This is a genomic window from Candidatus Effluviviaceae Genus I sp. (assembly GCA_016867725.1).
Taxonomy (GTDB): Bacteria; Joyebacterota; Joyebacteria; order Joyebacterales; family Joyebacteraceae; genus VGIX01.
Window position 1 is genome coordinate 1 of sequence record VGIX01000026.1, and the last position, 25334, is coordinate 25334.

Genomic DNA, 25334 nt, shown 5'->3' on the forward strand with positions numbered 1-25334 from the left:
CTCCTCACGGCCGTGTCGGCCGAGCACCGGAGCGAGCGCGAGCGGACGAGAAGGTCCGTCGCCGAGGCCGTGGACCGGCAGAACGCGAAGTTCGAGATGGACGGCCCGCCGGACGCGTACGATCTCGAGGCGTCCGCGGAGGCCTGGGCGCACGTCACGCAGAACTGCGTCGGCTGCGGCGCCTGCAACCGCGCCTGCCCGAGCTGCACGTGCTTCCTGCTGGTGGACCACCCCACGAAGACCGCCAACGAGCGCACGCGCGTCTGGGACACCTGCCTTTCGATCGGCTACGCGCGCACGGGAGGCGGCGGCAACTCGAGGCCCGCGCTCCCGCAGCGCCTCGAGAACCGGCTCCGCTGCAAGTTCGAGTACTCGCGCGACCGCTACGGCCTTGTGACCTGCACGGGCTGCGGGCGGTGCATCGACGCGTGCATGGGCAGGATCGACATGCGCGAGGCGATCCGACACGTGCTCACGGAGAAGGCGAGGGCATGAAGAACCTCTACCGGCCGATCGACAGCGTCATCGAGGACATCAAGAAGGAGACCCCGGCCATCACGACGTACCGCTTCCGGCCGAAGGAGCCGCTGACCTTCGAGGCCGGGCAGTTCGTCGAGCTCACCGTGCCGGGCGTCGGCGAGGCGCCGTTCACGCCGTCTTCGAACCCGAACGTGAAGGACACGCTCGAGATCACCATCATGCGGGTCGGGACGGTGACCGAGGCGCTCGAGAGGATGAAGGTCGGCGACATCGTCGGGATCCGGGGCCCCTACGGCAAGGGGTACGACCTCACGTCCTTCGCCGGGAAGGAGATCCTCATCGTTGGGGGAGGCGTGGGGCTCGCCCCGCTCCGCTCGCTCATCCTCGCGCTCTTCCACGAGATCGACAAGTACAGGAAGATCTCCATCCGCTACGGCGCGCGGACGCCCGACGACATCGTGTACAAGGACCTCCTCCCGCAGTGGGCAAAGATGAAGAACACGGAGGTCCTCCTCACGATCGACGCGCCGCACCCGTCGTGGACGGGCACCGTGGGCGTCATCACCGTGCTGCTCGAGGACACCCCGTTCGACATGAAGACCGCGGCCGCGTTCGTGTGCGGCCCGCCGATCATGCTCAAGTTCGTCAACCTCAAGCTCATCGAGAAGGGCTGGGACCCGAACCACATCTACCACTCGATGGAGCGCAACATGAGCTGCGGCCTGGGCAAGTGCGGCCACTGCATGATGGGCGAGTACTACATCTGCAAGGACGGGCCCGTGCTCACGGCGGCGCAGGTCGCGAAGTTCGAGGATCCGTTCTAGAGGAAACGCTCCAGGGGAAGGCGACATGCCCGAGACGAAGAAGGCCTCCTGTCTCTTCTGCTCGTTCCAGTGCGGGTTCGGCCTCGAGGTGGACCAGGGCGTGCCCGTGCGGACCGATCTCGACCCCGAGGCGAGACAGAACAAGGGCGCTCTCTGCGTTCGCGGCCACTACAACCTCGAGATCCTCCAGCACCCGAAGCGGTTCCTCGCCGGCACCGTGAACCGCCGGCGTGTCCCCCTGTCGAGCGCGGTCACGAAGGCCGCGACCGCCATCGCCGACGCGAAGGCGGGCCACGGCGGCGACGCGGTCGGCGTCATCGTCGGCACCGAGCTGTCCAACGAGGACTACGACGCGGCGGTGGAGTTCGCCACGAAGGCCGTCGGCACGCCGAGCCTCGCCGTCGCGTACGATGGCTCGGACTTCCCGCTCCTCGCCGGCGGCGGGGCGGGCGACGCGACGCCGGAGGACATGGACGGCGCCGAGGCGACGGTGCTCGTCGGCGACGTGTTCTGGGGCCACCCGTGCGTCGCGAAGCGCGTCATCGCGTCGCGTCACCTCGCGCGGGCCAACCGCGTCTACACCGTGAACCCGTACCGGACCAACACCGACTGGTTCGCGGACCGGCACGTCCAGGTGCGCCCGGGCGGCGAGCCCGTCTTCCTCGCGGCGCTCCTCACGGCCATGAACGCGCAGGGCGTGCCGCGCGTTGACCCGGCGAAGGCCGCCGCGGCCTGGGGCATGAGCGCCGGCGAGCTCGAGGCGATGGCAAAGGAGCTCAAGGGCAAGAAGAAGGTCCTCGTGCTCGCCTCGACGCGCCTCGGTGACTCGACGTCGGCCTACCTCACGGGCATGCTCGCCGCGAAGCTCGCGCACGCCTGCGGCGGGAAGTACGCGCCGCTCCTCCGGGGCGGCAACGCGATCGGCGCGCACCAGCGCGTCGGCTCCGCGCGGACGGTCCCGGAGATCCTGAAGGACGTCGAGTCCGGGAAGATCAAGACGCTCCTCGTGCTCGGGCCCGACATGTTCCAGCTCTATCCCGGCGCGCTCTGCGCGGACGCCGTGGACAGGCTCTCGTTCCTCGCGGCGTCGGCGATCTTCGAGAACGACACGACGAAGCGGGCCGACGTCGGGCTCCCGCTCGCCGCGTGGACCGAGGCGGCCGGCTCGTACGCGGCGTCGTTCGGCGTGTCCACGACCGTCGAGCCGGCGGTCGCGCCGCAGGGCGACGCCGCGCCGGCGCGCGAGGTTCTCGCGGCGCTGGCCGAGGCGCTCGGCGCGCCGCTGTCCGGGGCGCAGGCGCGGGGCGAGCATCCGCCGGCGACGGTGGACGCGGCCGCGGCGCTCGCCAAGCTCGTCGCGGGCGCGGGCGACGGCCTGGCGCTCGTGGAGTGCATCAGCCCGATCCACCGGTGGGACGGCGCCGTCACGGGACGCATGGCGTTCGCGCAGGCGCTTCGGCCGTACTGCGAGATCTGGATCGGCGAGGCGACGGCGGCGCGCCTCGGCGTCCGCCCGGGCGAGAACGCGACGGTGGCGTCCGACAGGGGCGAGGCCACGATCATCGCGACGGTCACGGACAGGATGCCGGACGGGCTCGTGGCGATCCCCACGTATGTGGCGGACGCTCGCGGCCTCATGGTCTGGACGCCGAACGCGGCGACGCGGTGGTTCGACGTCGCGGCGCCCGGCGCTTCGGTGCGCGCGGGCTCGTGACGACCGCCAGGGCGGCCGCGCCGCGGAGCGCGCGGGCGGCCGGAAGGGACCTCGGGAGAAGCGGATGAACAAGAGGAACGTCCTCGACTACGGCCGATGCTTGAGCTGCAAGAGCTGCATCGCGGCGTGCTTCTACTCGCACAACCAGCAGGACCATCTCGAGGCGTCGAGCGTTCTCACGAACACCGTCCTCCAGATGAACTGCCGGCACTGCGAGCAGCCGCTCTGCGAGGCCGCGTGCCCGCAGGAGGCCATCAAGCGCCGCGACGACGGGCTCGTCGTGCGCAGCAACATGAAGTGCAGCGCCTGCACGTCGTGCGCGCAGGCCTGCCCGTTCGGCGCGATCGACCTCGAGAAGACGCGCCACAACCTGCCGAAGTGCGACCTGTGCAGCTGGCGGACGCTCGAGGGGAAGGACGCGATGTGCGCCGGCACCTGCGTGTCCGGCGCGCGCACGTTCGAGGACATCAGCGACGTGAGCGTCCAGAGGGGCACCCCGATGAGAGGCGCCCGCACCGTGGCGAAGACGGTCAGGCGGAAGCGCTAAGAGCGACGGGAGAGGTCACGGGATGGCTTCGACACTCAGCATGCTGCTCTACTTCCTCATCTTCCCCGGGTTCCTGTTCACGGCCGTCGTGGGGCTTCTGACGTCGTGGGTGGACCGGAAGGTGAGCGCCCGCGTGCAGTGGCGCGTCGGCCCGCCGTGGTACCAGCCGTTCGCCGACGTCTTCAAGCTCCTCGGGAAGGAGATCGTGATCCCCGAGGGCGCGCGCGGCGCCGGGTTCCTGCTCGCCCCGGTCGCGGGTCTCGCGGCCGTCGTGCTGGTCTCGACGCTCCTGTGGCTCACGAACCTCCGCGGCGCCGGGTTCGTCGGCGACCTCATCGGCGTCATCTACCTTCTCACGATCCCGTCGCTCGGGATGATCCTCGGCGCGTCCGCGTCGTCGAACCCGCTCGCGAGCGTCGGCGCCAGCCGCGAGATGAAGCTCATCCTCGCCTACGAGCTTCCGTTCGTCATCGCCATCTTCATCGCCATCACGAAGGTGTCGCCGATGACGCTCAGGCTCGACGGCATCCTCGAGTATCAGGCCGTGGAGGGCGTCCTCCTCGGCAACGTCTCCTGCATCATCGCGTTCATCGTCTGCATCCTCTGCGCGCAGGCGAAGCTCACGTATCCGCCGTTCGACATCCCCGAGGCGGAGACGGAGATCATGGACGGCACGCACATCGAGTACTCCGGCGCCGCATTGGCCGTGGTGAAGCTCACGCAGGCGATGATGCTGTTCACGCTGCCCGTCCTCCTCATCACGCTGTTCTGGGGCGGCGTGAGCCTCTCGGGGATCGGCATCCTGTGGACCGTCCTCAAGTACCTCGTCATCGTCACGATCATCGTCCTCATCAAGAACACGAATCCGCGGGTGAAGATCGACCAGGCCGTGCGGTTCTTCTGGGGCCCGGTCACGGTGCTCGCGATCGTCGGCATGGTGCTCGCGCTCCTCGGCTTCTAGAGGCGCAGGGAGTGGACATGGGTCTCACGAAGTGGGGATTCAAGAAGTCGCTCTGGGTGTTCCACCTGAACGCGGGCGCGTGCAACAACTGCGACATCGAGGTCCTCGACTGCCTCTGCCCCAAGTTCGACGTGGAGCGCTTCGGGATCAAGCTCGTCGGCAGCGTGAAGGCGGCCGACGTCCTCCTGGTCTCGGGCAGCGTGCCGCGCAAGGTCGTGCCCCAGCTCATCGAGACGTACGAGCAGGCGCCGAAGCCGGTGGCGGTCATCGCGCTCGGCGCGTGCGGCTGCACGGGCGGCATCTTCAAGGACGGGTACAACTTCGCCGGCCCGGTGGACAAGCACATCCCGGTGGACGCCTACGTTCCGGGGTGCCCGCCGCGGCCCGAGGCGATCATCGACGGGATCGTGAAGCTCCTGGGGAAGCTCTAGGGCCGGGAAGCGGCCGGGGCGGGAGCGCCCGGCCGACGGAGAACGACGACACGATGAGCAAGGAAGTCCTGGACAACCTCAGGGCGGCGTTCGGCGACCGGGTCGAGATCCACGAGCACAACCCGCGGCGCGCCTACGTGACCGTGTCCAACGACGACTGGATCTCGGTGACGCGCCACATGTACGAGAAGGAGCGCGGGCGGCTCTGCACGGCGAGCGGGAGCGACCGCACGACGGGCGTCGAGCTCCTCTACCACTTCGCGATCGACCGCGACGGCACCGTCGTGAACATCCGCACGACGCTCCCGAAGCCGTTCCCGAAGATCGAGTCGCTCACCCCGTACTACCCCGCGGCGGACTTCATCGAGCGCGAGATCTTCGACTTCCTCGGCGTCGAGTTCGTCGGCCACCCGGACCCGAGGAAGCTCCTGTCGGCGCACGACCGGCCGCCGGATTTCCACCCGATGAGGAGGGACGAGTAGATGAGCACGATCATCCCCATCGGGCCGTTCCACCCGGTCCTCGAGGAGCCCGAGTACATCCAGCTCCACGTGGACGGGGAGACCGTTCTCGGCGCCGACATGGACCTTGGCCGCATCCACCGCGGCATGGAGCTTCTCGCGCAGCAGAAGACGTACGACCAGGACATGTTCCTCGTCGAGCGGATCTGCGGCATCTGCTCGGCGTCGCACAGCTGGGCCGCGTCGCTCGCAGTCGAAGACGTCGTCGGCGTCAAACCTCCGCCGCGCGCCGAGTACCTCCGCACCATCGTCCACGAGCTCGAGCGGCTCCACAGCCACATGCTGTGGGTCGGCCTCGGCGGCCACATCATCGGGTACTGGACCGTCTACATGTGGGGATGGAAGTACCGCGAGCCCATCCTCGACTGTCTCGAGGCCATCACGGGGAACAGGAACAACTACGCGTGGTACAAGCCGGGCGGCGTGCGGCGCGACGTGCCGGACGACGTCTGGCCGATGGTCCTCAAGGCGATGGACGAGCACGACGCGCAGGTGGACATGCTCGCCGGCGCCATCCTCGACGACCCGGTCATCCTCGGCAGACTCAAGGGCGTCGGCATCCTCACCAAGGAGGACGCCATCGCGTACGGCGTGCTCGGCCCCACGGCGCGCGGCTCCGGCGTGGCCGTTGACATCCGGAAGAGCGAGCCCTACGGCGCGTACGGCGAGGTCGAGTGGGACATGATCGTGCAGGAGGGCGGGGACTGCCTCGCCGTCGCGGTCGTGCGGCTCCTCGAGATGAAGGAGTCGTCGAAGATCATCCGGCAGTGCATCAAGAACCTCCCGAAGGGCCCCGTCGCGGCGGAGATCCGCGAGATGCCGCGCGGCGAGGGCGTCGGCCACGTGGAGGCGCCGCGCGGCGAGTGCTTCCACTTCATCCGGTCGAACGGCACCAACATGCCGGAGCGCCACAAGATGCGCGCGCCGACGTTCGTCAACATCCCGTCGTACCGGCCGCGGGTCAAGGGCGAGTCCATCTCGGACGCGACGCTCATCTTCGCGATCATCGACCCGTGCTACAGCTGCACCGAGCGCATCGCGGTCCTCGACCCGGCCGGCAGGCCGGTCATGACGGGCAAGGACCTTCTCGCGCTGAGTCACCGGAGGACGGAAGAGCTCAGGAAGCAGATCTAGCGATCCGGGGGAAGGCCGATGATGCCACAGATTCTCGTTCCCATCGTCGTTCCGGCCATCGCGGGGGGCTTGTGCTTCCTCGTCCCGAGGCGCGTGCGCGGCCTAAGGGAGCTCATCGCTCTGGCCGCCCTTGTGTGGGCGTTCGTCGCGTCCGCCCGGCTCTTCGGCGGGGGGGCGGTCTCGTACCAGGCCGACTGGATGGCCTTCGGCGATCTCAAGGTCATCTTCGATCTCGTCCTCACGCGGTTCAGCGCGTTCATCATCGTGTTCGTCACGCTCTTCGGGCTCGCCATCGGGCTCTACACGGTCGGGTGGGCGGGTCTGCGCAACGACGAGCACGACGGCCGCCGCACCTACGCGTTCCTGCTCTGGACGGTCGGGTCAGCGTGCGGCGCGGCGCTCTCGAACAGCCTGCTCGTTCTCCTGCTGTTCTGGGAGGTGCTCACCGCCATCCTCTTCCTGTACGTGAACCTGGGCGCGAAGAAGGACGAGGCGTCGGCCGGAGCGTCGAAGAGCTTCATCATGCTCGGGCTCTCCGACGCCGCGCTGTTCATCTCCGTGGCGTATCTCTGGGTGAACTACGGCACGGTCTCGATGAACAGGCTCTCGGTCTTCGTGGGCGACCCGGCGACGACCGCGGTGTACCTGCTCATGGTCGTCGCGGCCATCACGAAGGCCGGCGCGATGCCGTTCCACACCTGGATCCCCGCGGCCGCGAAGGGCGCGCCCACGCCGGTGATGGCGTTGCTTCCGGCCTCCATCGACAAGCTTCTCGGCATCTACCTGCTCTACCGCCTGAGCATCGACATCTTCAGCATCGGCGGCGGTCTGTCGCTCCTTCTCATGATCGTCGGCACCGTCACAATCGTCGGCGCCGTGCTCATGGCGCTCATCCAGCACGACCTCAGGGTGCTGCTGTCCTACCACGCGATCAGCCAGGTGGGGTACATGGTGCTCGGCATCGGCACGGGCCTGCCCATCGCCGTGGCGGGCGGGCTCTTCCACATGCTGAACCACACCGTGTACAAGAGCCTCCTCTTCCTGTGCGCCGGGTCGCTTGAGAAGCAGGCGGGGACGACCGAGCTCGAGAAGCTCGGGGGTCTGGCGCGCGCCATGCCCGTCACGTTCGTCACGTGCGCGATCGCGGCGCTCGCGATCTCCGGCGTGCCGCCGATGAACGGGTTCGTGTCGAAGTGGATGGTCTACACCGGGCTCGTCCAGATGGGCGACCTCGGGTTCAAGGCGTACTGGATCTTCCTCGACGCCGCGCTCTTCGGGAGCGCGCTCACGCTCGCGTCGTTCGTGAAGGTGCTGTACTCGGGCTTCCTCGGGCAGCGGCCGAGCGGTGTCGCGCACGTCCGCGAGGCCAACGGAGCGATGCTCGTCCCGATGGTCGTCCTGGCCGCGATGTGCGTCTTCTTCGGCGTGTGGGCGAAGTACCCCATCGACACCTTCATCAACCCCGTCGTGCGGGGCGCCATCGCCACGGCGCCGACAGGCCAGATCCAGCTCCTCATGCCGGGGACCTCGGCCCTCCGCCACATGTACGGGTTCTGGAACCCGAGCACGGCGACGGGCCTCATCGTGATCGGCCTGGTCCTCGGGCTCCTCATCGTGTCCGTGGGCCGGTTCGCGAAGCGGCGCGTGGGCCGCGTGTTCATCGGCGGCGAGAGGGTGACGAGCCTCGACGCGATGCACGTGCCGGGCACCGGCTTCTACCACACGATCCGCGACGTGAAGGGCCTCCACGGGATGCTCGAGAACGCGGAGGCGAAGGTCTTCGACGTGTACGAGGTCGGCGGGCGGATCGGCAACGTGTTCGTGCAGGGGCTCCGTTCGATCCACAACGGCGTGCTCTCGACGTATCTGGCGTGGTGCGTGATCGGTCTTGGCGCGGTGGTGTTCGCGCTGCTCTCCGCGCTTCTCAGACATCTCGTGAGCGAGACGCCGTAGGCACCGGCCGGCCCCGGCGGCGCGACAGGCTGGAGACGACCCATGGGTGACATCACTCCGCAGCTGTACACGCTTCTGGCCTTCATGGTGATCGGCTCGATCGTGGCCATCGAGACGCGGAACCTGCTTTCCGCGGTCATCTCGGTGAGCGCGGTCGGGTTCGCCGCGTCGGTCGCGTTCCTCTTCCTGGGCGCGCCGGACATCGCGATCACCCAGCTCGTCGTGGAGGTCCTCGTGCTCATCATCCTCATCCGAGGCACGATCCTCCTCGACAACACGGCCATCGAGACGCACCGCGACACGCTGGCGGTCGTGTCCTCACTGATCTTCTTCGGGCTCCTGCTCGGGTTCGGCGCGATGATCTTCGGGAGCCAGGGCTTCCCGGAGTTCGGCGCGCCGCTCATGCGTGTGTCGAAGGTATACGTGCAGACCGGGCTCCCGGCGACCTACGCCGCGAACATCGTCGCGTCGGTCATCCTCGACTTCCGGGGATACGACACGCTGGGTGAGGCGACGGTCCTCTTCGTCTCGATTCTCGCCGCTCTCACGCTCCTCCGCCGGGAGGGGAAGGTGCGGACGGGGGAGGCCGCGACAGCATGAAGCCGACGGGCATGACGGTCATCGTGAAGACGATCACGGACTTCGTGGTCGGCTTCATCGTTCTGTTCGGGGCGTACATCGTGCTCTACGGGCACATCACGCCGGGCGGCGGGTTCTCGGGCGGCGTCGTCATCGCGTGCGCGTTCATCCTCGTGATGCTCGGGCACGGGCGCGACGTGGCGTTCGAGAGGCTGGGCGAACGCACGGCGTCCATCCTCGACTCGACCGGGGCGCTCGCGTTCCTCGTCATCGCGTGGCTGGGCGTGTGGGGCGGCTACTTCTTCATGAACGTCCTCGTGAAGGGAACGCCGTTCCGCCTCCTGAGCTCGGGCTCGATCCTGGCGAACAACCTCGCCATCGGGCTCAAGGTCTCAAGCTCGCTCTTCCTCGTGTTCTCGGCGCTGGCCGTGTTCCGCAAGCGGTCCTTCAGGGCCCTGCTGGAGGATGATCTGACATGACCGTCTACTTCCTCTGCGCGGTTCTCATCACGATGGGGCTCTACTGCCTCGTCGCCAAGAAGCACATCGTGAAGAAGGTGATCGGCCTGTGCATCATGGAGTACGCGGTCAACCTGTACCTCATCATCATCGGGTACAAGCGTGGGGGCATCGCGCCGGTCATCGACCCCAAGATGCGGCCTGAGGCGCTCGAGCGGTTCGTGGACCCGCTGCCGCAGGCGCTCGTGCTCACGTCCATCGTCATCGGGCTCGGCGTGCTCTCGCTTATGGTCTCGATGTGCATCCGGATCTACGAGAAGCACGGGACCTTCGACATGTCCCAGATCAGCAAGCTGAGGGGCTAGCGCATGAACCTGCTGCCGTACTACGTTGCGATCCCGCTGGGGCTTGCCTTCCTCATCCCGCTCCTCTCGAAGTGGTGGAAGCGGTCGGGCGAGGTGCTGGCGGTCGGGGGGACGGCCATCCTGGCGGCGATGGCGCTCGGCGCGATCGGGTCGCCGACCGTGTGCTACCACATGGGCGGGTGGCGGCCGCCGGTTGGCATCGCCCTCATGAGCGACGGCCTCACCGTGCTCCTCCTGATCGCGGTCAACGTCGTGGGCTTCCTGTGCGTGCTGTTCTCGCTCAGGTACATGCGGTCGTACACCGCCCTCGAGAAGTACTACGCGCTCTTCATGCTCATGATCACCGGCATGAACGGGGTGGTCATCACGGCGGACGTCTTCAACCTGTTCGTGTTCCTCGAGATCGCGTCCATCGCGTCGTACGCGCTCGTGCCGTTCGGGATCGAGGCGGACGAGCTGGAGGCGGGCTTCAAGTACCTCATCCTCGGGAGCGTGGCGTCCACGATGGTGCTCTTCGCTATCGGCACCGTGTACGCCGTGACCGGGTCGCTCAACATCGCCGACGTCGCGCGCGAGATCGCGACGAAGCACGCGACGGGCGACCTCAACCCGGCGCTCCTGCTCTCGGCGGCGTTCTTCCTCATGGGGTTCGGCCTCAAAGCCGCGCTCGTCCCGTTCCACGCGTGGCTGCCCGACGCGCACCCGTCGGCTCCCGCGCCCGTCTCAGCGATGCTGTCGGGCGTCGTGATCAAGAGCCTCGGCGTCTACGCGATGTGCCGCGTGTTCTTCCACATGTTCGGGTTCTCGCCCGCGGTGCCGAGTTCCGTGATCATCGCGAACAGCATGATCGCGTTCGCTATCGCCTCGATCGTCTTCGGCGGGCTGCTCGCCGTCGGCCAGTGGGACTACAAGCGGCTTCTGGCCTACAGCTCGATCGGGCAGGTGGGGTATGTCGTGCTCGGGATCGGGGTGGGCGCGAGGGTGCTCGCGACCGGCGGGCAGCCGGCGGTCGCCGCGCTCGCGATCCTCGGCGGGCTCTTCCACCTGATCAACCACACGGCGTTCAAGGCGCTCCTGTTCCTGTCGTCGGGCGCGATCCAGCACGCGACCGGGACGCGCGACATGAAGCAGCTCGGCGGGCTTAGGCTCCGCATGCCGGTCACCTCGACCACGACGACGCTCGCGGCGCTCTCGATCGCCGGCATCCCGCCGTTCTCGGGGTTCTGGAGCAAGCTCGTCATCATCATCGCGACCATCAAGGCCGGGCACCCCGCGATCGCATCGGTCGCCGTCGCCATGGCCTTCGTCACGCTGGCGTACTACGTGAAGGTCCAGCGCGAGATCATCTTCGGCGCGGTGCGCGGCGCCGTGGAGAAGGCGAGAGAGGTGCCGGCGCTCATGTGCATCCCGCTCGTCGTCCTCGCCATCGTGTGCGTCGGGTTCGGGCTCCTCTATCCGGCGGTTGGAAGCAGGATCCTCGAGCCCGCGAGGGACGCGCTCCTGGACGGCGCGGCGTACGTGAGGGCCGTTCTCGGCTAGCAAGAGGGAGCACCGATGGGACATCTCAAGCGCAGGCTGCTCGACTTCGCCATCCTGTTCGTCCTCTGGATGCTGCTCGTGTGGTCGCTGGACATCCAGGGGATCGTGGCCGGGGTGGTCGTCGCGGTCTTCTTCACGTTCATCGTGTCGGGCCTCCTGCCCGAGCGGGCCGAGCGCTTCTTCAGCCCGGTGCGGTGGTTCTGGGCCCTCGTTCACCTGGCGGTGCTCTGCTACTACATCGTGGTCGCGAACCTGGACGTGCTCTACCGGGTGCTCCACCCGAACCTCCCCATCAAGCCGGGCATCGTGAAGGTCAAGACGACGCTCAAGAGCGACGAGGCGAAGACGTTCCTGGCCAACTCGATCACGCTCACGCCCGGGACGCTCTCGGTGGACATCATCGGCGACACGCTCTACGTCCACTGGATCAACGTGCACGAGGATCTGGACGACATCGAGAAGATCAGCTGGGACATCGCCGGCAAGTTCGAGGCGACCCTGAGGAGGGTGTTCGACTGATATGATGACATTCCTTCTCCTGCTCATCATCGGGTGCTTCATGTGCCTGATCAGGGTCGCGATGGGGCCCACGCCGCCCGACAGGGCGGTGGCCATCGACACGATCGGCGTCATGGTGGTGGGGATCTGCGGGATCTTCGCGATCATCACGGGCAAGGACTGGTACCTGAACATCGCCATCGCGTGGGCGCTCTTGTCGTTCATCGGCACGCTCGCGCTCGCGAAGTATCTGGAGGGGAGGGGGTTCGATGAATAACGGAACCGCCGCGACCATCCTCATCGCGCTCGGCGTGTTCTTCGACCTCGTCGGCGCGCTCGGCCTTCTTCGCCTCCCGGACGTGTACAACAGGCTCCAGGCCGCGACGAAGTGCGTGACGCTGGGGACGCTCTTCATCCTCGTCGGCGTCCTCGTCCACAGCGGGTGGAACGCGATGGGCGTCAAGGCGCTCCTCGCGGCCGTCTTCGTGCTGTGGACGTCGCCGACCGGCAGCCACGCGCTGGCGCGGGGCGCGCACATCGCGGGCGTGCCGCTGTGGGAGAAGAGCGTCGTGGACAGGTATCGCGAGGACACCGGCAGGTAACCGGCGCGGCCGGCGGCCACCGCGGCCGTACGGCGCCGCCCGTCAGGAGATGCAGGCCCCATGAGGACACCGAAGCTCCGCGAGCTCAGAGAGGCGCTCACGTCGCTCGTGAGCCCCGCCTACACGAGCAAGTTCCCGTTCACCCCCCTCAAGCCCGCGGAGGCGTTCCGCGGACAGCCGGAGTATCACGAGGAGGACTGCGTGGGGTGCGGGGCGTGCGCGGAGGTGTGCCCGGCGCGGACGATCGACGTCATCGACGAGGGGAACACGCGGACCCTCGTCCACCACTTCGACAACTGCATCTACTGCGGTCAGTGCCAGGCGTACTGCACGACGAAGAAGGGCATCATCCTGTCGAACACGAAGTTCGACCTCGCGGTCTTCAGCCGCGCCGACGCCGTGACGAAGGTGGAGAAGGAGCTCCTGCGCTGCGAGCACTGCGGCGACGTCATCGGCGCGGTGGACCACCTGCGCTGGATCGCGCGGAAGGTCGGCTCGCTCGCGGTCGCGAACCCCACGCTGCTCGTGGCGCTCCATCGCGGCTTCGGCGCGACGGTGGACCCGTCGGCCAGGCCGGAGGAGAAGCCGGTCGGGCGCGGCGACGGCTACCTCGTGATGTGCCCGGCGTGCCGGCGCGAGGTGTACCTCACCGAGGACTGGCTGGGGTAGGCGCGGCCTGCCCGTCCATCCCGCAGTACCTCTCGACCCGCTTCCCGATCACCGCGAGGCTCTCGTCCCAGAACGCGCGCGAGCGGATGTCAATGCCGTAGCGCGCCGCGAGGTCCGCGGCCTTCCCTTCGCCGGTGCTCCGCAGAAGGTCCTTGTAGCGCGGGACGAACGACTCGCCCTCCCTGAGGTAGATCGCGTACACGCCCAGGCCGAAGAGGTGCCCGAACGCGTAGGGGTAGTTGTAGAAGCTCGCGTCGAGCTCGTAGTAGTGGGGCTTGAGGAGCCACATGTACGGGTGCAGGTGCTTCTCGTCGAGCCCGTCGCCGTACGTCTGCCGCTGCGCGTCGAGCATGATCTCGCAGAACTCGTCCGCCGAGAGCTCCGCCTTCTCGCGCCGCTTCATCACCTCGGACTCGAAGATGAATCGCGAGTAGATGTCCACGATGGTCTGGCTCGCTCCGATGAGGTCGTTCTCGAGGATGGCGAGTTGCGCCTCGGGCGACGCGGACTCGAACGCGGCGTTCAGCACGATGGTCTCGCAGAAGATCGAGGCGGTCTCGGCGAGCGTCATCGGGGCGCCGCGGCGGAGCATCGGGAGCCCATGCTGACAGTGGTTGTGGAAGGCGTGCCCGAGTTCGTGCGCGAGCGTCCCGAGCGCGTCGAAGCTCCCGTCGAAGTTGCTGAGGATGCGCGATTCCTCGACCGCTGGGACACGCGTGCAGTACGCGCCGCCGACCTTGCCGGCGCGCGGCTCGGCGTCGATCCACCGGCGCCTAAACGCGCCCGCCGCGAAGTCGGCCAGCTCGCCGCTGAACCGCCCGAACTTCTCCGCGATGAACGCGGCCGCCTCGTCCCACGAGTAAGAGAGGCTCCCGCCGTCCGCGGGGGCCATGAGGTCCCACCACGCGAGCCGCTCCTTGTTGAGCTTCCTCGCCTTGCTCCTGAAGTAGCGGCGGAAGATCGGGAACGAGTCGCGCATCGCGGCGAAGAGCGCGTCGAGCGTCTCGCGGTCCATCTTGTTCTGCACGAGCGACTCGTGAAGAGCGCTCTCGTAGCCGCGGCGCTTCGCGAGCGTGACCGCGCCGCCCTTGACGCTGTTCAGGGCGTAGGCCACCGGCTCGCGGATGGACGCCCACGCCGAGAGCTCGGTCTCGTAGGCCCTGCGCCGCACGCTCTCGTCCGGGTTGTTCGCGAGGTTCCGGATGACCGTCATCGGGAGTTCGGTCGTCTTCCCGTCCTTCTCGAAGGGGACCTTGAGCTGGCTCGTGACCGCGCCGTGGAGCTTCCACGCGGCCGCGCTGCCCGACACGACGAGCTCGAACGCGAGGTCCTCGAGGAGGGCTTCCATGCGGAACCGGCTGTGCTCGGCGATGTCGCCGAGCTTGGCGCGGTGTGTGCGCGCGGCCGTCGCGCCGGCGGCGATCCGGTCGAGCGCGGGCGCGAGCGACCCCACCCACATCTCGAACCGCACGTAACACTTGGTGAACCGGACGTCCAGCATCTCGAGTTCGCTCTTGCGGCGCCTGGCGAGCGCGTTGTAGGAGTCCGTCGTGATGACGCAGTAGACGTACGACTCGAGGGTGCGCCAGAGCGTGATGAGCGAGTTCAGCCGCTCGATGGCCTCGTCGAGGACGCGGCCTGTGCCCGCCACGTCCTTCGGCGCGGCCTTGAGCCGCCCGATCTTGTTGCGCTCGATGAAGGCCTCGAGGTCCTTGAGGTCGGCCTCGACCCTGGCCGTGGCGGCGAGGAAGTCCTCGGAGTCCAGGCCTGCGTAGATGTTCGAAAGGTCCCAGCGCGGGACGGCTCCCTTCGCGTCGGGCATGAATGTCCTCCTCACAGGGGGAATGCGTCGGGTCCATCGGGCAACCCGACCATGATACCACGCGGGGGCGGGCGGGTCAGCCGGCAACCGGCGGCTTCCGGCCGAAGCGCTTCGCGAGCCGCGCGCACACCCATCCGATGCCCACGAGGAACGCCACGAACGTCACCCAGAAGTCCCGCACGAGCAGCGGCGCAACGCCCCGCAGGTTGAACTTGAAGATCGTCTGCGCGACCGCGATGAGGAACGCGAGCGTGAGGCACTCGAGCCACAGGAACTGCTCGGCGAGATAGTGGAGCGTCTCGCGGCGTCGTTCGGCGCTCAGCCAGTAGTCACGGTTCGGGATGTTGACGGCCCCCGCGTGCCCGCGCTCCATGAGCAGGACCCCGAGCAGGGCCGTGACGACCACCAGCCCCTCGACGAGGCCGTAGACGATCATGAACGACCGCGTGTCGCTCCACGCGTCGGGCTCCCAGCCCGGTCCGAAGTGCACGGCGATCCGGTCGGGGAGGATGGGGTAGTAGTGCAGGAACTGGAGGATCGCAACGATGACCAGCACGGCCGTCGTGGTCACCGGCGCGCGGCTGAGTGTCCTCACGGCGTTGCCCCCTTCCACTCGTGGTCGAGCAGCGCATACTGGTACGAGTCACGCCACCTGCCCCGCACGAGCGCGTCCTCCCGGAAGTGCCCCTCTCTCCTCATCCCGGCCTTCTCGAGCACCCGCGCCGAGGCGGCGTTCTCGATGTCGCAGGTCGCGGCCACGCGATGGAGCCCGAGCGTCCCGATCGCGAACTCGACGAGCGCCCGCGCGGCCTCGGTCGCGTAGCCGTGCCCCCAGGCGTCCGGGTGGAAGCAGTACCCGATGAAGGCCGATCTGTTCGCGAGGCTCATCGCGTGGATTCCGCAGCCGCCGATGAGTCGCCCGCCGTCGCGCAGCGTGACGGCGAACTCGTAGCCCTTCCTGGGGTCGCCGGACCGCAGGGCGAGCGCCCGCTCGATGAAGGCCCTGGTGTCTTCCTCGGAGTTTGGACCCCACGGCATGTAGCGCACGACCTCGGGGTCGGAGGCGTACTCGTGCACCGCGCTCCAGTCGTCCTCGCGGAACTCGCGGAGGACGAGTCGGTCAGTGGTGAGCGTCACGTCCCGCTCGGTTTCGCGCTCCATGTTGCCTACCTGTAGAGCGCCTTCACGGCGCCCCAGCTCGATCGCGCGGCGGGCGCTTCGCAGTCGCCGCAGCCCTGCCCCATCGCGCCGATCAACGCCGGGCTGATGCCCCCGGGAAGGCATGGCGAGTTCGCGCAGAGCTCGACGTCCCACTGCTCCATGTTGCAGAACCGGGGATCCACGCTCGCGTTCTCCCATGAGGTCCCGCAGATGTCGTCGCCGCCCGCGTTGCCGAAGACGTCGCACATGCCCACGAAGGGCGCCCCGCCTTCGGAGCACGAGATGCCCTTGCCGACCGTGCTGAAGGCGAGGATGCTCTGAAGCACGGTCAGGCCGGCGGTGCTGCCCCGCACGTGCAGGGCGTCCGTGTTCCTGTAGAGGGTGCACGACTGGACCGCGGGGGAGCTTCCCCAGAGGTACATCCCGCCGCCGGCGGGCGCGGAGTTGCCGGCGAGGACGAGACCTGCGAAGGAGGCGTCCGCGCTCCAGTAGGAGTAGATGCCTCCGCCCGCCTCCGTCGCGCTGCACCACATGATCTCGCATGCCGTGACGGTAACGTCCGACTGATAGACGTAGATGCCGCCCCCGAGCTCCGCGGTGCAGTTCACGATGTAGCAGTCGGAGACGGTCGCGAGCGTGCCGCCGCTGCAGTTCACGCCGCCGCCGTAGCCGGCGTTCCCGCCTACGATCACGAAGCCGATGAGCTTGGCTCCCGCACCCTCGCCCTCGAAACGGACCGCGCGGGTCATGCCCTGGCAGTTGATGACGGCGTTGCGCGAGTACTCGGCGCGGAGCACGACCTCCTTGCCGCCGTAGCTGATGGAGCTCGTGATGGGGTAGGTTCCGCTCGCGACGACCACCGTGTCGCCGGACGCCGCGGCGTCCATCCCCTCCTGGATGGTCCTGTAGTCGCCGCCGCCGGCGATGTCCACGCGGATGGTGGTTCCCAGGCAGCATGCCGCCCACAGAAGGACCGCCGCTCCCGACGCGCCTGCAGTGGCCGATCTCATAGTGCTTCACCCTCCCTGATTCCGGTCAACCCTCTGCCGAGCCCCGCTCCGAGGCCGCTAGGCTACCCGCGGCGCACCGCGGCGTCAACAGACCCCCTTTCCCGCACGTGGTCCCCCTGGTATGATAATCGCCAGACATCGTCTGCTACGAGCATTGGCCAGGCCCCGGCCCGCGTGCCGGGGACGAGCCGACCTCACCGCCGAGGCCGACGACGCAGCGGGCCCGGACCCGGTGGCTCCCTGACGGAAAGGGGGAGACCCATGGGATGCCGCCATCACGCGTCGGCCGCCGCCTTCGTCGCGCCCACCGCGCTCGCGGCGCTCCTCGCCGCCTCGCTGCTTGCCGCTGCGCCTGCCGCCGCTCAGTTCAACATCCGTCTCCCGGTCCGCTACCACTCGCAGATCCCGCCCAACGACCCGAACGTGCCGGTGAACTGGCAGTGGACCGAGCCGGGCAACGCCGCCATCCCAAACGGCTACTGCACGAACGCCTGCCTCGACATGCTCTTCAACTACCTGATGCAGAACGGCTGCCCGCACGCGAACCCGCCGCTGCCGCAGCAGGAGTTCGCCGCCGTCGCGAACACGAACGACTGCATGGGCGGCGGCTCGCACTGCGGCACGTACCTCACGGACGCGCGGCGCGCCGTGCACTTCTCGCCGGCGACCGCCGCGTGGCCCTGCAACCCGCCGAACTACGTGCCGCTTGGCCAGACAGGCTACTCCTGGCCGCTCGTGTGGCAGGTGCCGGGGCCGCGCAGCAGGTACGGGCTGGTCGGGATCGAAGGGAACTGGACCGCGAACGGCTGGACGATGCAGCAGTTCAAGCAGCTCCTGATGTCCGGGTGGCCCATCATGGTCAACGTGAACGCAGCGGCCGTCGGAGATTCCCTCCCGACGGTCGATCCCGGCGACTCGGACACGCAGCGCACGGGCTACACCGACGTCGAGGACACGGTGATCGGGCACTCCATCGTGGTGCGCGGCGTGAGCGACGCGATGGGCACCTTCCTCATCCACGATCCCACGCTCGGGCCCGCGCTCATGATCAACCAGAACACGTTCTGGAACACCTGGTGGACGAGCAAGGAGTTTCTGGTGGTCTTTCCGTGGACGACAGGCATCACGGTGCCGGCGTCCCTCGGGTCGCTCGTCCCCGCGAACTACCAAGTGAGCGCGACGGCCACCTACAACGACTTCCTCCCCGCGACGGGGACAGGCGCGGCCGTCGTCACCAAGGGCAAGCTGAGCTTCTTCCCGGCGGTCGGGCAGCAGCTGAACAGCGCGCTCGCGCAGAACCAGGCGGCGACCATCGACTTCGCGAACCTCGTGTCGAGCGGCCAGCTCCAGCAGAACTCGTGGCAGTGCGTGACCCAGGCGCGCGCGAACGGCACGCATGTGATCGCCGAGACGTGGGGGCGCGTGACGCCGGTCGCGCACTCGTTCCCCGGCGGCTACGCCGACGACATCGGGAGTATGACCAGGACGACGGTCGACGTGCCGGCGCCCGTGGCGGGGGACATCTCGATCTGCCGCATCCCGCGGCACAACTGGTGGGTGGGGCACCACTTCACAATCGCACCCGACCTCTACTCGCCGGGAACACCGAACACCATCAGGCTTGAGGCCGAGAACAGGGGTGTCGCCACCCTGAGCACCGTCGTCGTGCAGTTCTTCTACGGCGACCCCACGCTGGTGGAGAACGTGCCTGGGGCGCTCGCGCCGTTCGCCTCCACCACGATCCTCGGCATCGCGCCCGGTCAGGTCGTTGAGACGAACCCGGTGACGTTCATGCCCCCGACCGGCAACACGTTCGGCCAGCCGTACTACACGTTCGGCGTGCGGGCGTCCTGCGCGGGTGATCCGCCGCACAGCGAGTGGGTGGAGTTCGACAACAACCTCGCGTGCAGGGCGGTTCACCGCACGCAGCTCGCGCCGTACTCCGGGACGTTCCTGCACTTCTGGGCGGCGAACCCGCGGTCCGAGGACGCGATCGTGGTCGTGAGGATGAAGACCTACCTGCCCGCGGGCTGGTCGGCGCATCTCGCCCCCGCGGGCGTGGACTCGATCCCGATGCCGGCCGGTGCCCGCGAGCCCCGCACGCTCTTCCTCGACGCGGGCGATCCCGGGATCGGCATGGTGGACGTCGTCGAGCTCATGTACGACATGGACGGGAACTTCCTGAACACGGCGGGGGGGCTCTCGTTCCTGGTGTGGACCACGGGGACGGACGTGCCCGAGGGCGACGAGGCGGCGGGACGGGCGACCGCGGCCCTCGCGGCCCCGTGGCCGAACCCCGCCCGCGCGGGCGCCGAGCTTGCGTTCATGCTGCCGGCGGGCGGCGACGCGACGCTGTCCGTCTACGACGTTGCAGGGCGGCTGGTGGCGCGGCCGTTCAGCGGATCGGCGGCGCCCGGGTTGACCCGCGTGGCGTGGGACTGCCGTGACGAGGGCGGCCGCGGCCTTGCCTCGGGCGTGTACTTCGTGAAGCTCGAGGCGGGCGGCGCGGTGGACGTGAGGAAGCTCGTGGTGGCGCGGTGAGGCCGCGCGCCGCTGGCGCCACGCGACCCGTTGTGGTTCAATCGCGCGCGTGTCAACGCGCGAGTCGTCATTCGATCCGGCGGCGCCGTGGGCCGCCGCGCTGCGGGCGGCCGCCCGCGGCTGCGTCGTCGTCCTCGGGATCGGCAACGATCTCCGGGGCGACGACGGCGCGGGCTCGCTCGTGGCGCGGGAGCTCGGCGGGCGCTTTCCCGGCCTCGTCTTCGACGGCGGCCAGGCGCCTGAGAACCTGTCGGGGCCGCTCCGCCGCGCGCGCCCGGACGCGGTCATCGTCGTGGACGCGGCCGACTTCGGGGCGGCGCCGGGCGAGGTCCGCGTCGTGTCGGCCGCCGAGGGCGCCGGCGGCCTCACGCTCGGCACGCACGCGTTGCCCATCGGGACGTTCCTCGCCGCGCTCGCCGAAACGACGGGCGCGGCGATTCACCTCGTCGCCGTCCAGGCGGCGACGACGGAGTTCGGCGCCGCGATGACGCCGGCCGTCGCGGCCGCTGTCGGCGACGTGGCGCGCGAGCTGGCCGCGGTCCTCGCAGACGCACGGCAAGGGGGAGACCAGTGATGGGCCGCGTCCGCAGCACCGCCGTCGTCGCCGTCCTTCCCGTGGCGCTCCTCACAGCGCTCGCCGGCTGCTCAACCATCGCGCGGCCGGCTCTCACGGTCGAGGGGGTGGAGCTGAACGGGCTTTCGGCCGAGGGCGTGGAGCTTCTCGTCGAGATCAAGGTGACGAACCCGAACGACGTTGCCGCGGAGGCGTCGGGGATCCTCTACACGCTCGAGATGAACGGGGTCGAGGTGCTCGACGGGCGACAGGACAGCCCCGTGAGCGTGCCCGCCGGCGGCTCGGCGACGGTGAGCGTTCCCGTCACCCTCAGGTGGAGCAGCGGCGCGGACGCCCTTCAGAGCATCCTCGACGGCGGCGAGCAGCGGTGGAGACTGCACGGTCGCGTGACCGTGCGGAGCGGCATCGTCACGAAGACGTTCCCGTTCTCCGAGAGCGGGACCTTCACGACCGGCGGCCCGGTCCCGGGCGGCCGAGGCGGGCCCACCGCGCTCTAGGCGCGCCGGGTCGCTGGAGGCGCATCATCAAGCCACGAAGCGTGCCCCGGAACGAGCGGGCGATCCTGGTCGGCGTGCGGCTTCCCGACCGGACGATGGAGGAGGAGCACGAGTCGCTCGACGAGCTGGCCGAGCTCGCGCGCACCGCGGGCGCGACGGTCGCCGAGCGGTTCGTCCAGAACCGCACGCGCCTCGACGGGAAGACCTACGTCGGGAGCGGGATGATCGCTCGTCTCAAGGACGCCGCGGCGCAGTACGAGGCGAACCTGCTCATCTTCGATGACGACCTTCGACCGGCCCAGGCCCGGGAGATCGAGAAGGCCACCGACATCCGCGTCATTGACCGCACCGAGCTCATCCTCGACATCTTCGCGCGCCGCGCGCAGAGCCGCGCCGCCAAGCTCGAGGTCGAACTCGCGCAGTCCGAGTACGAGCTCCCGCGTCTCAGGAGGCTCTGGGAGCATCTCGACCGCCTGGGCGGCGGCATCGGCACGCGCGGCCCCGGCGACACCCAGCTCGAGACCGACCGGCGGCGGATCCGCACGCGCATCGGGGTCCTCAAGCGGATGCTCGAGGACCTCGAGGTCGAGCGCAGCACGCAGCGGAAGCAGCGGAGCGCGCTCACGCGTGTCGCGCTCGTCGGCTACACGAACGCCGGCAAGTCCACGCTCATGAACGCGCTCACCGGCGCCGACGTGTTCACCGAGGACCTCCTCTTCGCGACCCTCGACGCGACCACGAGGCGGCTCGAACTTCCCGGCGGCCACGCGGCGCTCCTCACCGATACGGTCGGGCTCATCAAGAAGCTCCCGCACCACCTCGTCGTGAGCTTCCACGCGACGCTCGAGGAGGTCGCAAGCGCGGACCTCCTGCTGCACGTGGTGGACGTCTCGCGGCCGAACTGCGAGCGGTACATGGAGCTCGCCGAGAAGGTGCTCGAGGAGATCGGGGCGGAGCACCGCCCGACCCGGCTCGTGTTCAACAAGATCGACCGCGTCGTCGAGAGCGGCGCGCTCGGGCGGCTCGGCCGGCTCTACCCGAGCGCGATCTTCACGTGCGCGACGAGCGGGGAGGGCCTGGACGGCATCAGGCAGGCGGTGCTCGCGATCGTCGAGTCGCGCGAGGAGGTCGTCGAGGTGGCGCTTCCGCCGGGCGACGGGAAGACGGCGGCGCTCGTCCACGAACGGGGAGAGGTGCTGTCCAGAACCGAGGACGGCGACAGCGTCGTCATGCGGGTGCGCGTGTCGAGGCCGGACGCCGAGCGGCTCCGCAAGCTGGGGGTCGTCCGCGAGGCGTAGGCGGGTGGAGGGCTCCAGGTCGAACCCGGCCTTGACAGACTGCTGAAGTTGGTGCAAAATGGGGCATTGTGAGTGTGCCCGCGCCGAGGCACCCCCTTGGGCCGTGCCGGACCTGACGATGGAGACCCCAGCCATGCGTCACCATTGGATGCCCCTGCTGTTTGCGGTCCTTCTCTTGGCCCTGCCGCCCCAGGCGGAGGCGCTCCGCGTCGTGACCTACAACGTCCTCAACTTCCCGGGGACCACCGGGTCGGCGCGCGTGCCGTGCTTCCGGACGGTCCTCGACGAGGTGGACGCCGACGTCCTCATCGTCCAGGAGATGCTCAGCCAGGCCGGGGTCAACCAGTTCCTGAGCGGCGCGATGAACCACACGAACCCCGGCACCTACGCGGCCGGCCCGTTCGTGGACGGCCCCGACACCGACAACGCGCTCTTCTACAAGGTCGCGACGGTCGAGCTCATCTCGCATCAGGAGATCCCAACGACACTTCGCAACATCTCCGAGTACGTCCTCCGGCCCGTGGGGTACAGCTCGAGCGCGGCCGAGTTCAGGGTGTACTCGGCGCACCTCAAGGCCGGCACCACGTCCTCCGACAAGAGCCAGCGCCTGAGCGAGACCACCGTCCTCCGCAACCACCTGAACGCGCTCCCCGAGGGCTCGCACTTCATCTTCGGCGCCGACCTCAATATCCGCTCGAGCGATGAGGACGCATACCTGAAGCTCGTCCGGAGCGAGGCGAACAACAACGGGCGGCTCAAGGACCCGATCAACCAGCCGGGCACCTGGTACGACAACGCGTACTTCGCTGACATCCACACGCAGTCCACGCGGACCGAGGCGTTCGGCGGCGGCGCGACGGGCGGGATGGACGATCGCTTCGACCAGCTTCTCGTGTCGTACTCGTTCGACGACGGCGAGGGCCTCTCGGTCATCCACGGCACCTACACGGCCTACGGCAACGACGGGCAACACTTCAACCTCGCCATCAACGCGGGCACGAACTACGCGGTCGGGCCGGTCATCGCGGACGCGCTCCACGATGCGGCGGACCACGTGCCCGTGTACATGGACATCCAGGTGCCGGCGAAGGTGGACGCGCCGGCGACGCTCGTCCTCGGCGAGGCCATCGTCGGGGGCGTGAGGACCGCGACGCTCGAGGTGACGAACGCGGCGGTCGCGCCGGCCGACGAACTCCGGTACTCCCTAGCGGTCCCGTCGGGGTTCGGAGGCCCCACGGGGCCGTTCGAGCTCGAGGCCGGCGGGTCGGACGAGCACCCCATCTCGCTCGACACGTCGTCGGCGGGCGTCAGGGAGGGCGCGCTCGTCGTCTCCGCGAACGACGTGGACCATCCTACGTGGAACATCGAGCTTTCGGGCGCTGTGCTCCGCCACGCCAGGCCCTCGCTCGACGAGAGCGAGGTCGCCCTGGATGGCGTGCTCGACTTCGGTTCCCACGGGAGCGGGGAGTTCACACCGGAGTCGCTCGCCGTCTTCAACGTCGGGTTCGACGCGCTGCAGGCCGTGCTCGAGGTCCACGCGGCGGGGATCGTGGGCGGCGGCGGACGGTTCAGCTTCGTGGACGCTTTCTCGCCCTCGACGGTGGGCGCGACGCCCGCCGAGTACACGCTCGCGTTCGACGCCGACGGGGCGGCGAGCGACAGCCTGTACGTGGCGACGCTGCTGCTCCTGACGCGCGACGATCAGGCGAAGCCCGGCGCGACGGCGCTCGACACCCTGCGCGTGACGCTCCAGGCGTTCGTGCAGAGCGAGACGTCGGTGCCCGACGGCGCCGAGCTCGCGTTCTCCGTGGGGCGCTGCGCGCCGAACCCCTTCACCGGCGGCACCTCGCTCGCGATCACGCTGCCCTCGGAGACCGACGTGACCGTCGCCGTGTACGACGCGGCCGGGCGGCGGGTGCGGTCGCTCGCGAGCGGCGCGTTCGGTCGCGGCGTCCACGAGGTCGTGTGGGACGGGCGCGACCACGCGGGCCAGCCCGTCGCCGCGGGCGTGTACTTCTGCCGGGTGAAGGCGGGGGAGACGGAGCACCTGAGGACGGCGGTGATGCTCCGATGAGGGAGAGCCGCTCGATCTAAGTGCCCGCTCTCCGAATTCCCACCCCTCCCGCCTCGCCGCGCTCCGGATTGCCTCCAAGGACTCCCTGCCCGGAGGCCGCATCATGATAAGGCAACAGCGTTCACTCAGGCATCTGCTCGGACTCGCGTCAGTGGGCGCGGTCCTGCTCGCCGCAGCGTCGCTCGCGGGCGCGGCTGGTCTCTGGTCGCCCGCGGAGATGGTCAGACCGAACGACGGGTACGACAGCATCTTCCCGAACGTGGAGGTGTCGCCGGATGGGGTCGTGTGGATCGTGTGGTCAACCACGGATCCCGTGCAGGGCGACAGCGAGACGTACTGCGTGCGGATCGAGAACGGGGTGCAGTCGCCGCGGGAGAAGATCCACGAGGACAACGCGATCATGGACCGCTGCCCACGGATGTCCATGGGCTCGGACGGGATCCCGTGGGTCGTGTGGGAGCGCTACAGGTCCACGCTGGGGTACATCCAGGTGGTGACGCACTGGACCGGGGCCGGGTGGGCACCCCCGGACACGGTGTTCACCCAAGGGAGCCGGTGGGACAACTACGCGATCCACGCGTCGAGCAGCGAGGATGTGTGGGTGGTGAAGTCGTCGAGGGCTGCTGGGCGTGTGGATCGGGACCTGTACCTGCGGCACTGGGACGGGAGGGTCTGGGGCGAGATCGAGCAGCTGGGGTTCGAGGGCGAGGACGACGAGGACCCGGCGCTGACGACGGATGAAGAGGGGCGGGCGTGGGTGGCGTGGCTTCGCTGGAACAACATCACCTCCGCCGAGCACAAGGTGTACGCGGCGCGGCGTGACGAGGGGGGGTGGTCGGCGCCGATGCGGGTGGAGAACCGGACCGGGAATCTCGGTGTCTGTGACATCAACATCACGCCTGACGGGAGACCGATCATCGTGTGGGACTGGAGTCTGTCCCAGACGCCCGATCTGCGGTACGCGGTCTTGGGGGACACGGGGTGGGCAGAAGGCGGCCTTGTGAACGCGCCCGACGACCCCACCCGCGACGGCGATGGAAGTGCCCGGCTGGCTAGGTGCGCCGGCGGTGACCTCTGGGTGA

General features: G+C 68.8%; 27 protein-coding genes. 23 read left to right on the forward strand and 4 right to left on the reverse strand.

Annotated elements, in window-relative coordinates:
• From FJY74_06740 to FJY74_06820, 17 genes are all read left to right on the forward strand, one after another.
• Nucleotides 1-495, forward strand: a 495-nt coding sequence (locus tag FJY74_06740) for a 4Fe-4S dicluster domain-containing protein (GenBank protein ID MBM3308003.1), incomplete at its 5' end; no start/stop codon positions are given.
• Nucleotides 492-1304: an FAD/NAD(P)-binding protein gene (locus FJY74_06745; GenBank protein MBM3308004.1), complete on the forward strand. Its 813-nt coding sequence runs from the start codon at nt 492-494 to the stop codon at nt 1302-1304. The genes FJY74_06740 and FJY74_06745, both read left to right, overlap by 4 nt.
• 25 nt (nt 1305-1329) lie before the next feature.
• The gene (locus tag FJY74_06750; GenBank protein ID MBM3308005.1) at nt 1330-3018 is read left to right on the forward strand and encodes a molybdopterin-dependent oxidoreductase; all 1689 of its coding nucleotides are present in this window, start codon (nt 1330-1332) and stop codon (nt 3016-3018) included.
• A 64-nt stretch (nt 3019-3082) separates the two neighbouring features.
• Nucleotides 3083-3565 carry a 4Fe-4S binding protein gene (locus tag FJY74_06755; GenBank protein MBM3308006.1) on the forward strand — a complete coding sequence of 161 codons (483 nt, stop codon included), beginning with the start codon at nt 3083-3085 and terminating at the stop codon, nt 3563-3565.
• 22 nt (nt 3566-3587) lie between these two features.
• Nucleotides 3588-4526, forward strand: a complete 939-nt coding sequence (locus FJY74_06760) for an NADH-quinone oxidoreductase subunit H (protein ID MBM3308007.1) — start codon at nt 3588-3590, stop codon at nt 4524-4526.
• Nucleotides 4527-4543: 17 nt separating this feature from the next.
• Nucleotides 4544-4957 (forward strand): NADH-quinone oxidoreductase subunit NuoB, encoded by a 414-nt coding sequence (nuoB, locus tag FJY74_06765; GenBank protein MBM3308008.1) that lies wholly within the window; start codon nt 4544-4546, stop codon nt 4955-4957.
• Nucleotides 4958-5010: 53 nt separating this feature from the next.
• Nucleotides 5011-5439 carry an NADH-quinone oxidoreductase subunit C gene (locus tag FJY74_06770; GenBank protein ID MBM3308009.1) on the forward strand — a complete coding sequence of 143 codons (429 nt, stop codon included), beginning with the start codon at nt 5011-5013 and terminating at the stop codon, nt 5437-5439.
• Nucleotides 5440-6612, forward strand: coding sequence for a nickel-dependent hydrogenase large subunit (locus FJY74_06775; protein MBM3308010.1), 1173 nt, complete (start codon nt 5440-5442; stop codon nt 6610-6612).
• A gap of 18 nt (nt 6613-6630) precedes the next feature.
• Complete coding sequence (locus FJY74_06780; GenBank protein MBM3308011.1) at nt 6631-8565, forward strand: hypothetical protein; 1935 nt, start codon at nt 6631-6633, stop codon at nt 8563-8565.
• A 42-nt stretch (nt 8566-8607) separates the two neighbouring features.
• Nucleotides 8608-9165 (forward strand): DUF4040 domain-containing protein, encoded by a 558-nt coding sequence (locus tag FJY74_06785; protein ID MBM3308012.1) that lies wholly within the window; start codon nt 8608-8610, stop codon nt 9163-9165.
• Nucleotides 9162-9623: a cation:proton antiporter gene (locus tag FJY74_06790; protein MBM3308013.1), complete on the forward strand. Its 462-nt coding sequence runs from the start codon at nt 9162-9164 to the stop codon at nt 9621-9623. The genes FJY74_06785 and FJY74_06790 overlap by 4 nt, the downstream gene beginning before the upstream one ends.
• Nucleotides 9620-9967 (forward strand): NADH-quinone oxidoreductase subunit K, encoded by a 348-nt coding sequence (locus FJY74_06795; GenBank protein MBM3308014.1) that lies wholly within the window; start codon nt 9620-9622, stop codon nt 9965-9967. Before FJY74_06790 ends, FJY74_06795 begins: the two co-directional genes overlap by 4 nt.
• 3 nt (nt 9968-9970) lie before the next feature.
• Nucleotides 9971-11506, forward strand: a complete 1536-nt coding sequence (locus FJY74_06800; GenBank protein MBM3308015.1) for an NADH/ubiquinone/plastoquinone (complex I) — start codon at nt 9971-9973, stop codon at nt 11504-11506.
• A 15-nt stretch (nt 11507-11521) separates the two neighbouring features.
• Nucleotides 11522-12025: a Na+/H+ antiporter subunit E gene (locus FJY74_06805; GenBank protein MBM3308016.1), complete on the forward strand. Its 504-nt coding sequence runs from the start codon at nt 11522-11524 to the stop codon at nt 12023-12025.
• 1 nt (nt 12026) lies between these two features.
• Nucleotides 12027-12281 (forward strand): cation:proton antiporter, encoded by a 255-nt coding sequence (locus FJY74_06810; GenBank protein MBM3308017.1) that lies wholly within the window; start codon nt 12027-12029, stop codon nt 12279-12281.
• The gene (locus tag FJY74_06815) at nt 12274-12606 is read left to right on the forward strand and encodes a Na+/H+ antiporter subunit G (GenBank protein MBM3308018.1); all 333 of its coding nucleotides are present in this window, start codon (nt 12274-12276) and stop codon (nt 12604-12606) included. The genes FJY74_06810 and FJY74_06815 overlap by 8 nt, the downstream gene beginning before the upstream one ends.
• A gap of 60 nt (nt 12607-12666) precedes the next feature.
• Complete coding sequence (locus tag FJY74_06820; GenBank protein MBM3308019.1) at nt 12667-13275, forward strand: 4Fe-4S binding protein; 609 nt, start codon at nt 12667-12669, stop codon at nt 13273-13275.
• Here the strand turns inward: FJY74_06820 and FJY74_06825 are convergent.
• The 4 genes from FJY74_06825 to FJY74_06840 all read right to left on the reverse strand — a co-directional run bounded on the left by FJY74_06825 (nt 13253) and on the right by FJY74_06840 (nt 17268).
• Entirely contained in the window at nt 13253-15097 is a 1845-nt protein-coding gene (locus FJY74_06825; GenBank protein ID MBM3308020.1) for a M3 family oligoendopeptidase, read from the reverse strand. The two genes, FJY74_06820 and FJY74_06825, sit on opposite strands and share 23 nt — an antisense overlap.
• A 76-nt stretch (nt 15098-15173) precedes the next feature.
• Nucleotides 15174-15692 (reverse strand): DUF1648 domain-containing protein, encoded by a 519-nt coding sequence (locus FJY74_06830; protein ID MBM3308021.1) that lies wholly within the window; start codon nt 15690-15692, stop codon nt 15174-15176.
• Nucleotides 15689-16258 carry a GNAT family N-acetyltransferase gene (locus tag FJY74_06835; protein ID MBM3308022.1) on the reverse strand — a complete coding sequence of 190 codons (570 nt, stop codon included), beginning with the start codon at nt 16256-16258 and terminating at the stop codon, nt 15689-15691. The genes FJY74_06830 and FJY74_06835 overlap by 4 nt, the downstream gene beginning before the upstream one ends.
• Before the next feature lie 5 nt (nt 16259-16263).
• Complete coding sequence (locus FJY74_06840) at nt 16264-17268, reverse strand: hypothetical protein (GenBank protein MBM3308023.1); 1005 nt, start codon at nt 17266-17268, stop codon at nt 16264-16266.
• A 261-nt stretch (nt 17269-17529) separates the two neighbouring features.
• Between FJY74_06840 and FJY74_06845 the strand changes: the two genes are divergently transcribed.
• The 6 genes from FJY74_06845 to FJY74_06870 all read left to right on the forward strand — a co-directional run.
• On the forward strand, nt 17530-19809 hold the full coding sequence (locus tag FJY74_06845) for a T9SS type A sorting domain-containing protein (GenBank protein MBM3308024.1): 2280 nt from the start codon (nt 17530-17532) through the stop codon (nt 19807-19809).
• A 49-nt stretch (nt 19810-19858) separates the two neighbouring features.
• Nucleotides 19859-20383 (forward strand): hydrogenase maturation protease, encoded by a 525-nt coding sequence (locus tag FJY74_06850; GenBank protein MBM3308025.1) that lies wholly within the window; start codon nt 19859-19861, stop codon nt 20381-20383.
• A complete protein-coding gene (locus FJY74_06855) occupies nt 20383-20880 on the forward strand; it encodes an LEA type 2 family protein (GenBank protein MBM3308026.1) in 498 nt (165 codons plus the stop codon). Before FJY74_06850 ends, FJY74_06855 begins: the two co-directional genes overlap by 1 nt.
• Before the next feature lie 41 nt (nt 20881-20921).
• Nucleotides 20922-22178: a GTPase HflX gene (gene hflX, locus FJY74_06860; protein MBM3308027.1), complete on the forward strand. Its 1257-nt coding sequence runs from the start codon at nt 20922-20924 to the stop codon at nt 22176-22178.
• Nucleotides 22179-22311: 133 nt separating this feature from the next.
• Nucleotides 22312-24252, forward strand: a complete 1941-nt coding sequence (locus FJY74_06865) for a T9SS type A sorting domain-containing protein (protein ID MBM3308028.1) — start codon at nt 22312-22314, stop codon at nt 24250-24252.
• Nucleotides 24253-24355: 103 nt separating this feature from the next.
• On the forward strand, nt 24356-25334 hold a 979-nt coding region (locus tag FJY74_06870), incomplete at its 3' end, for a hypothetical protein (GenBank protein MBM3308029.1).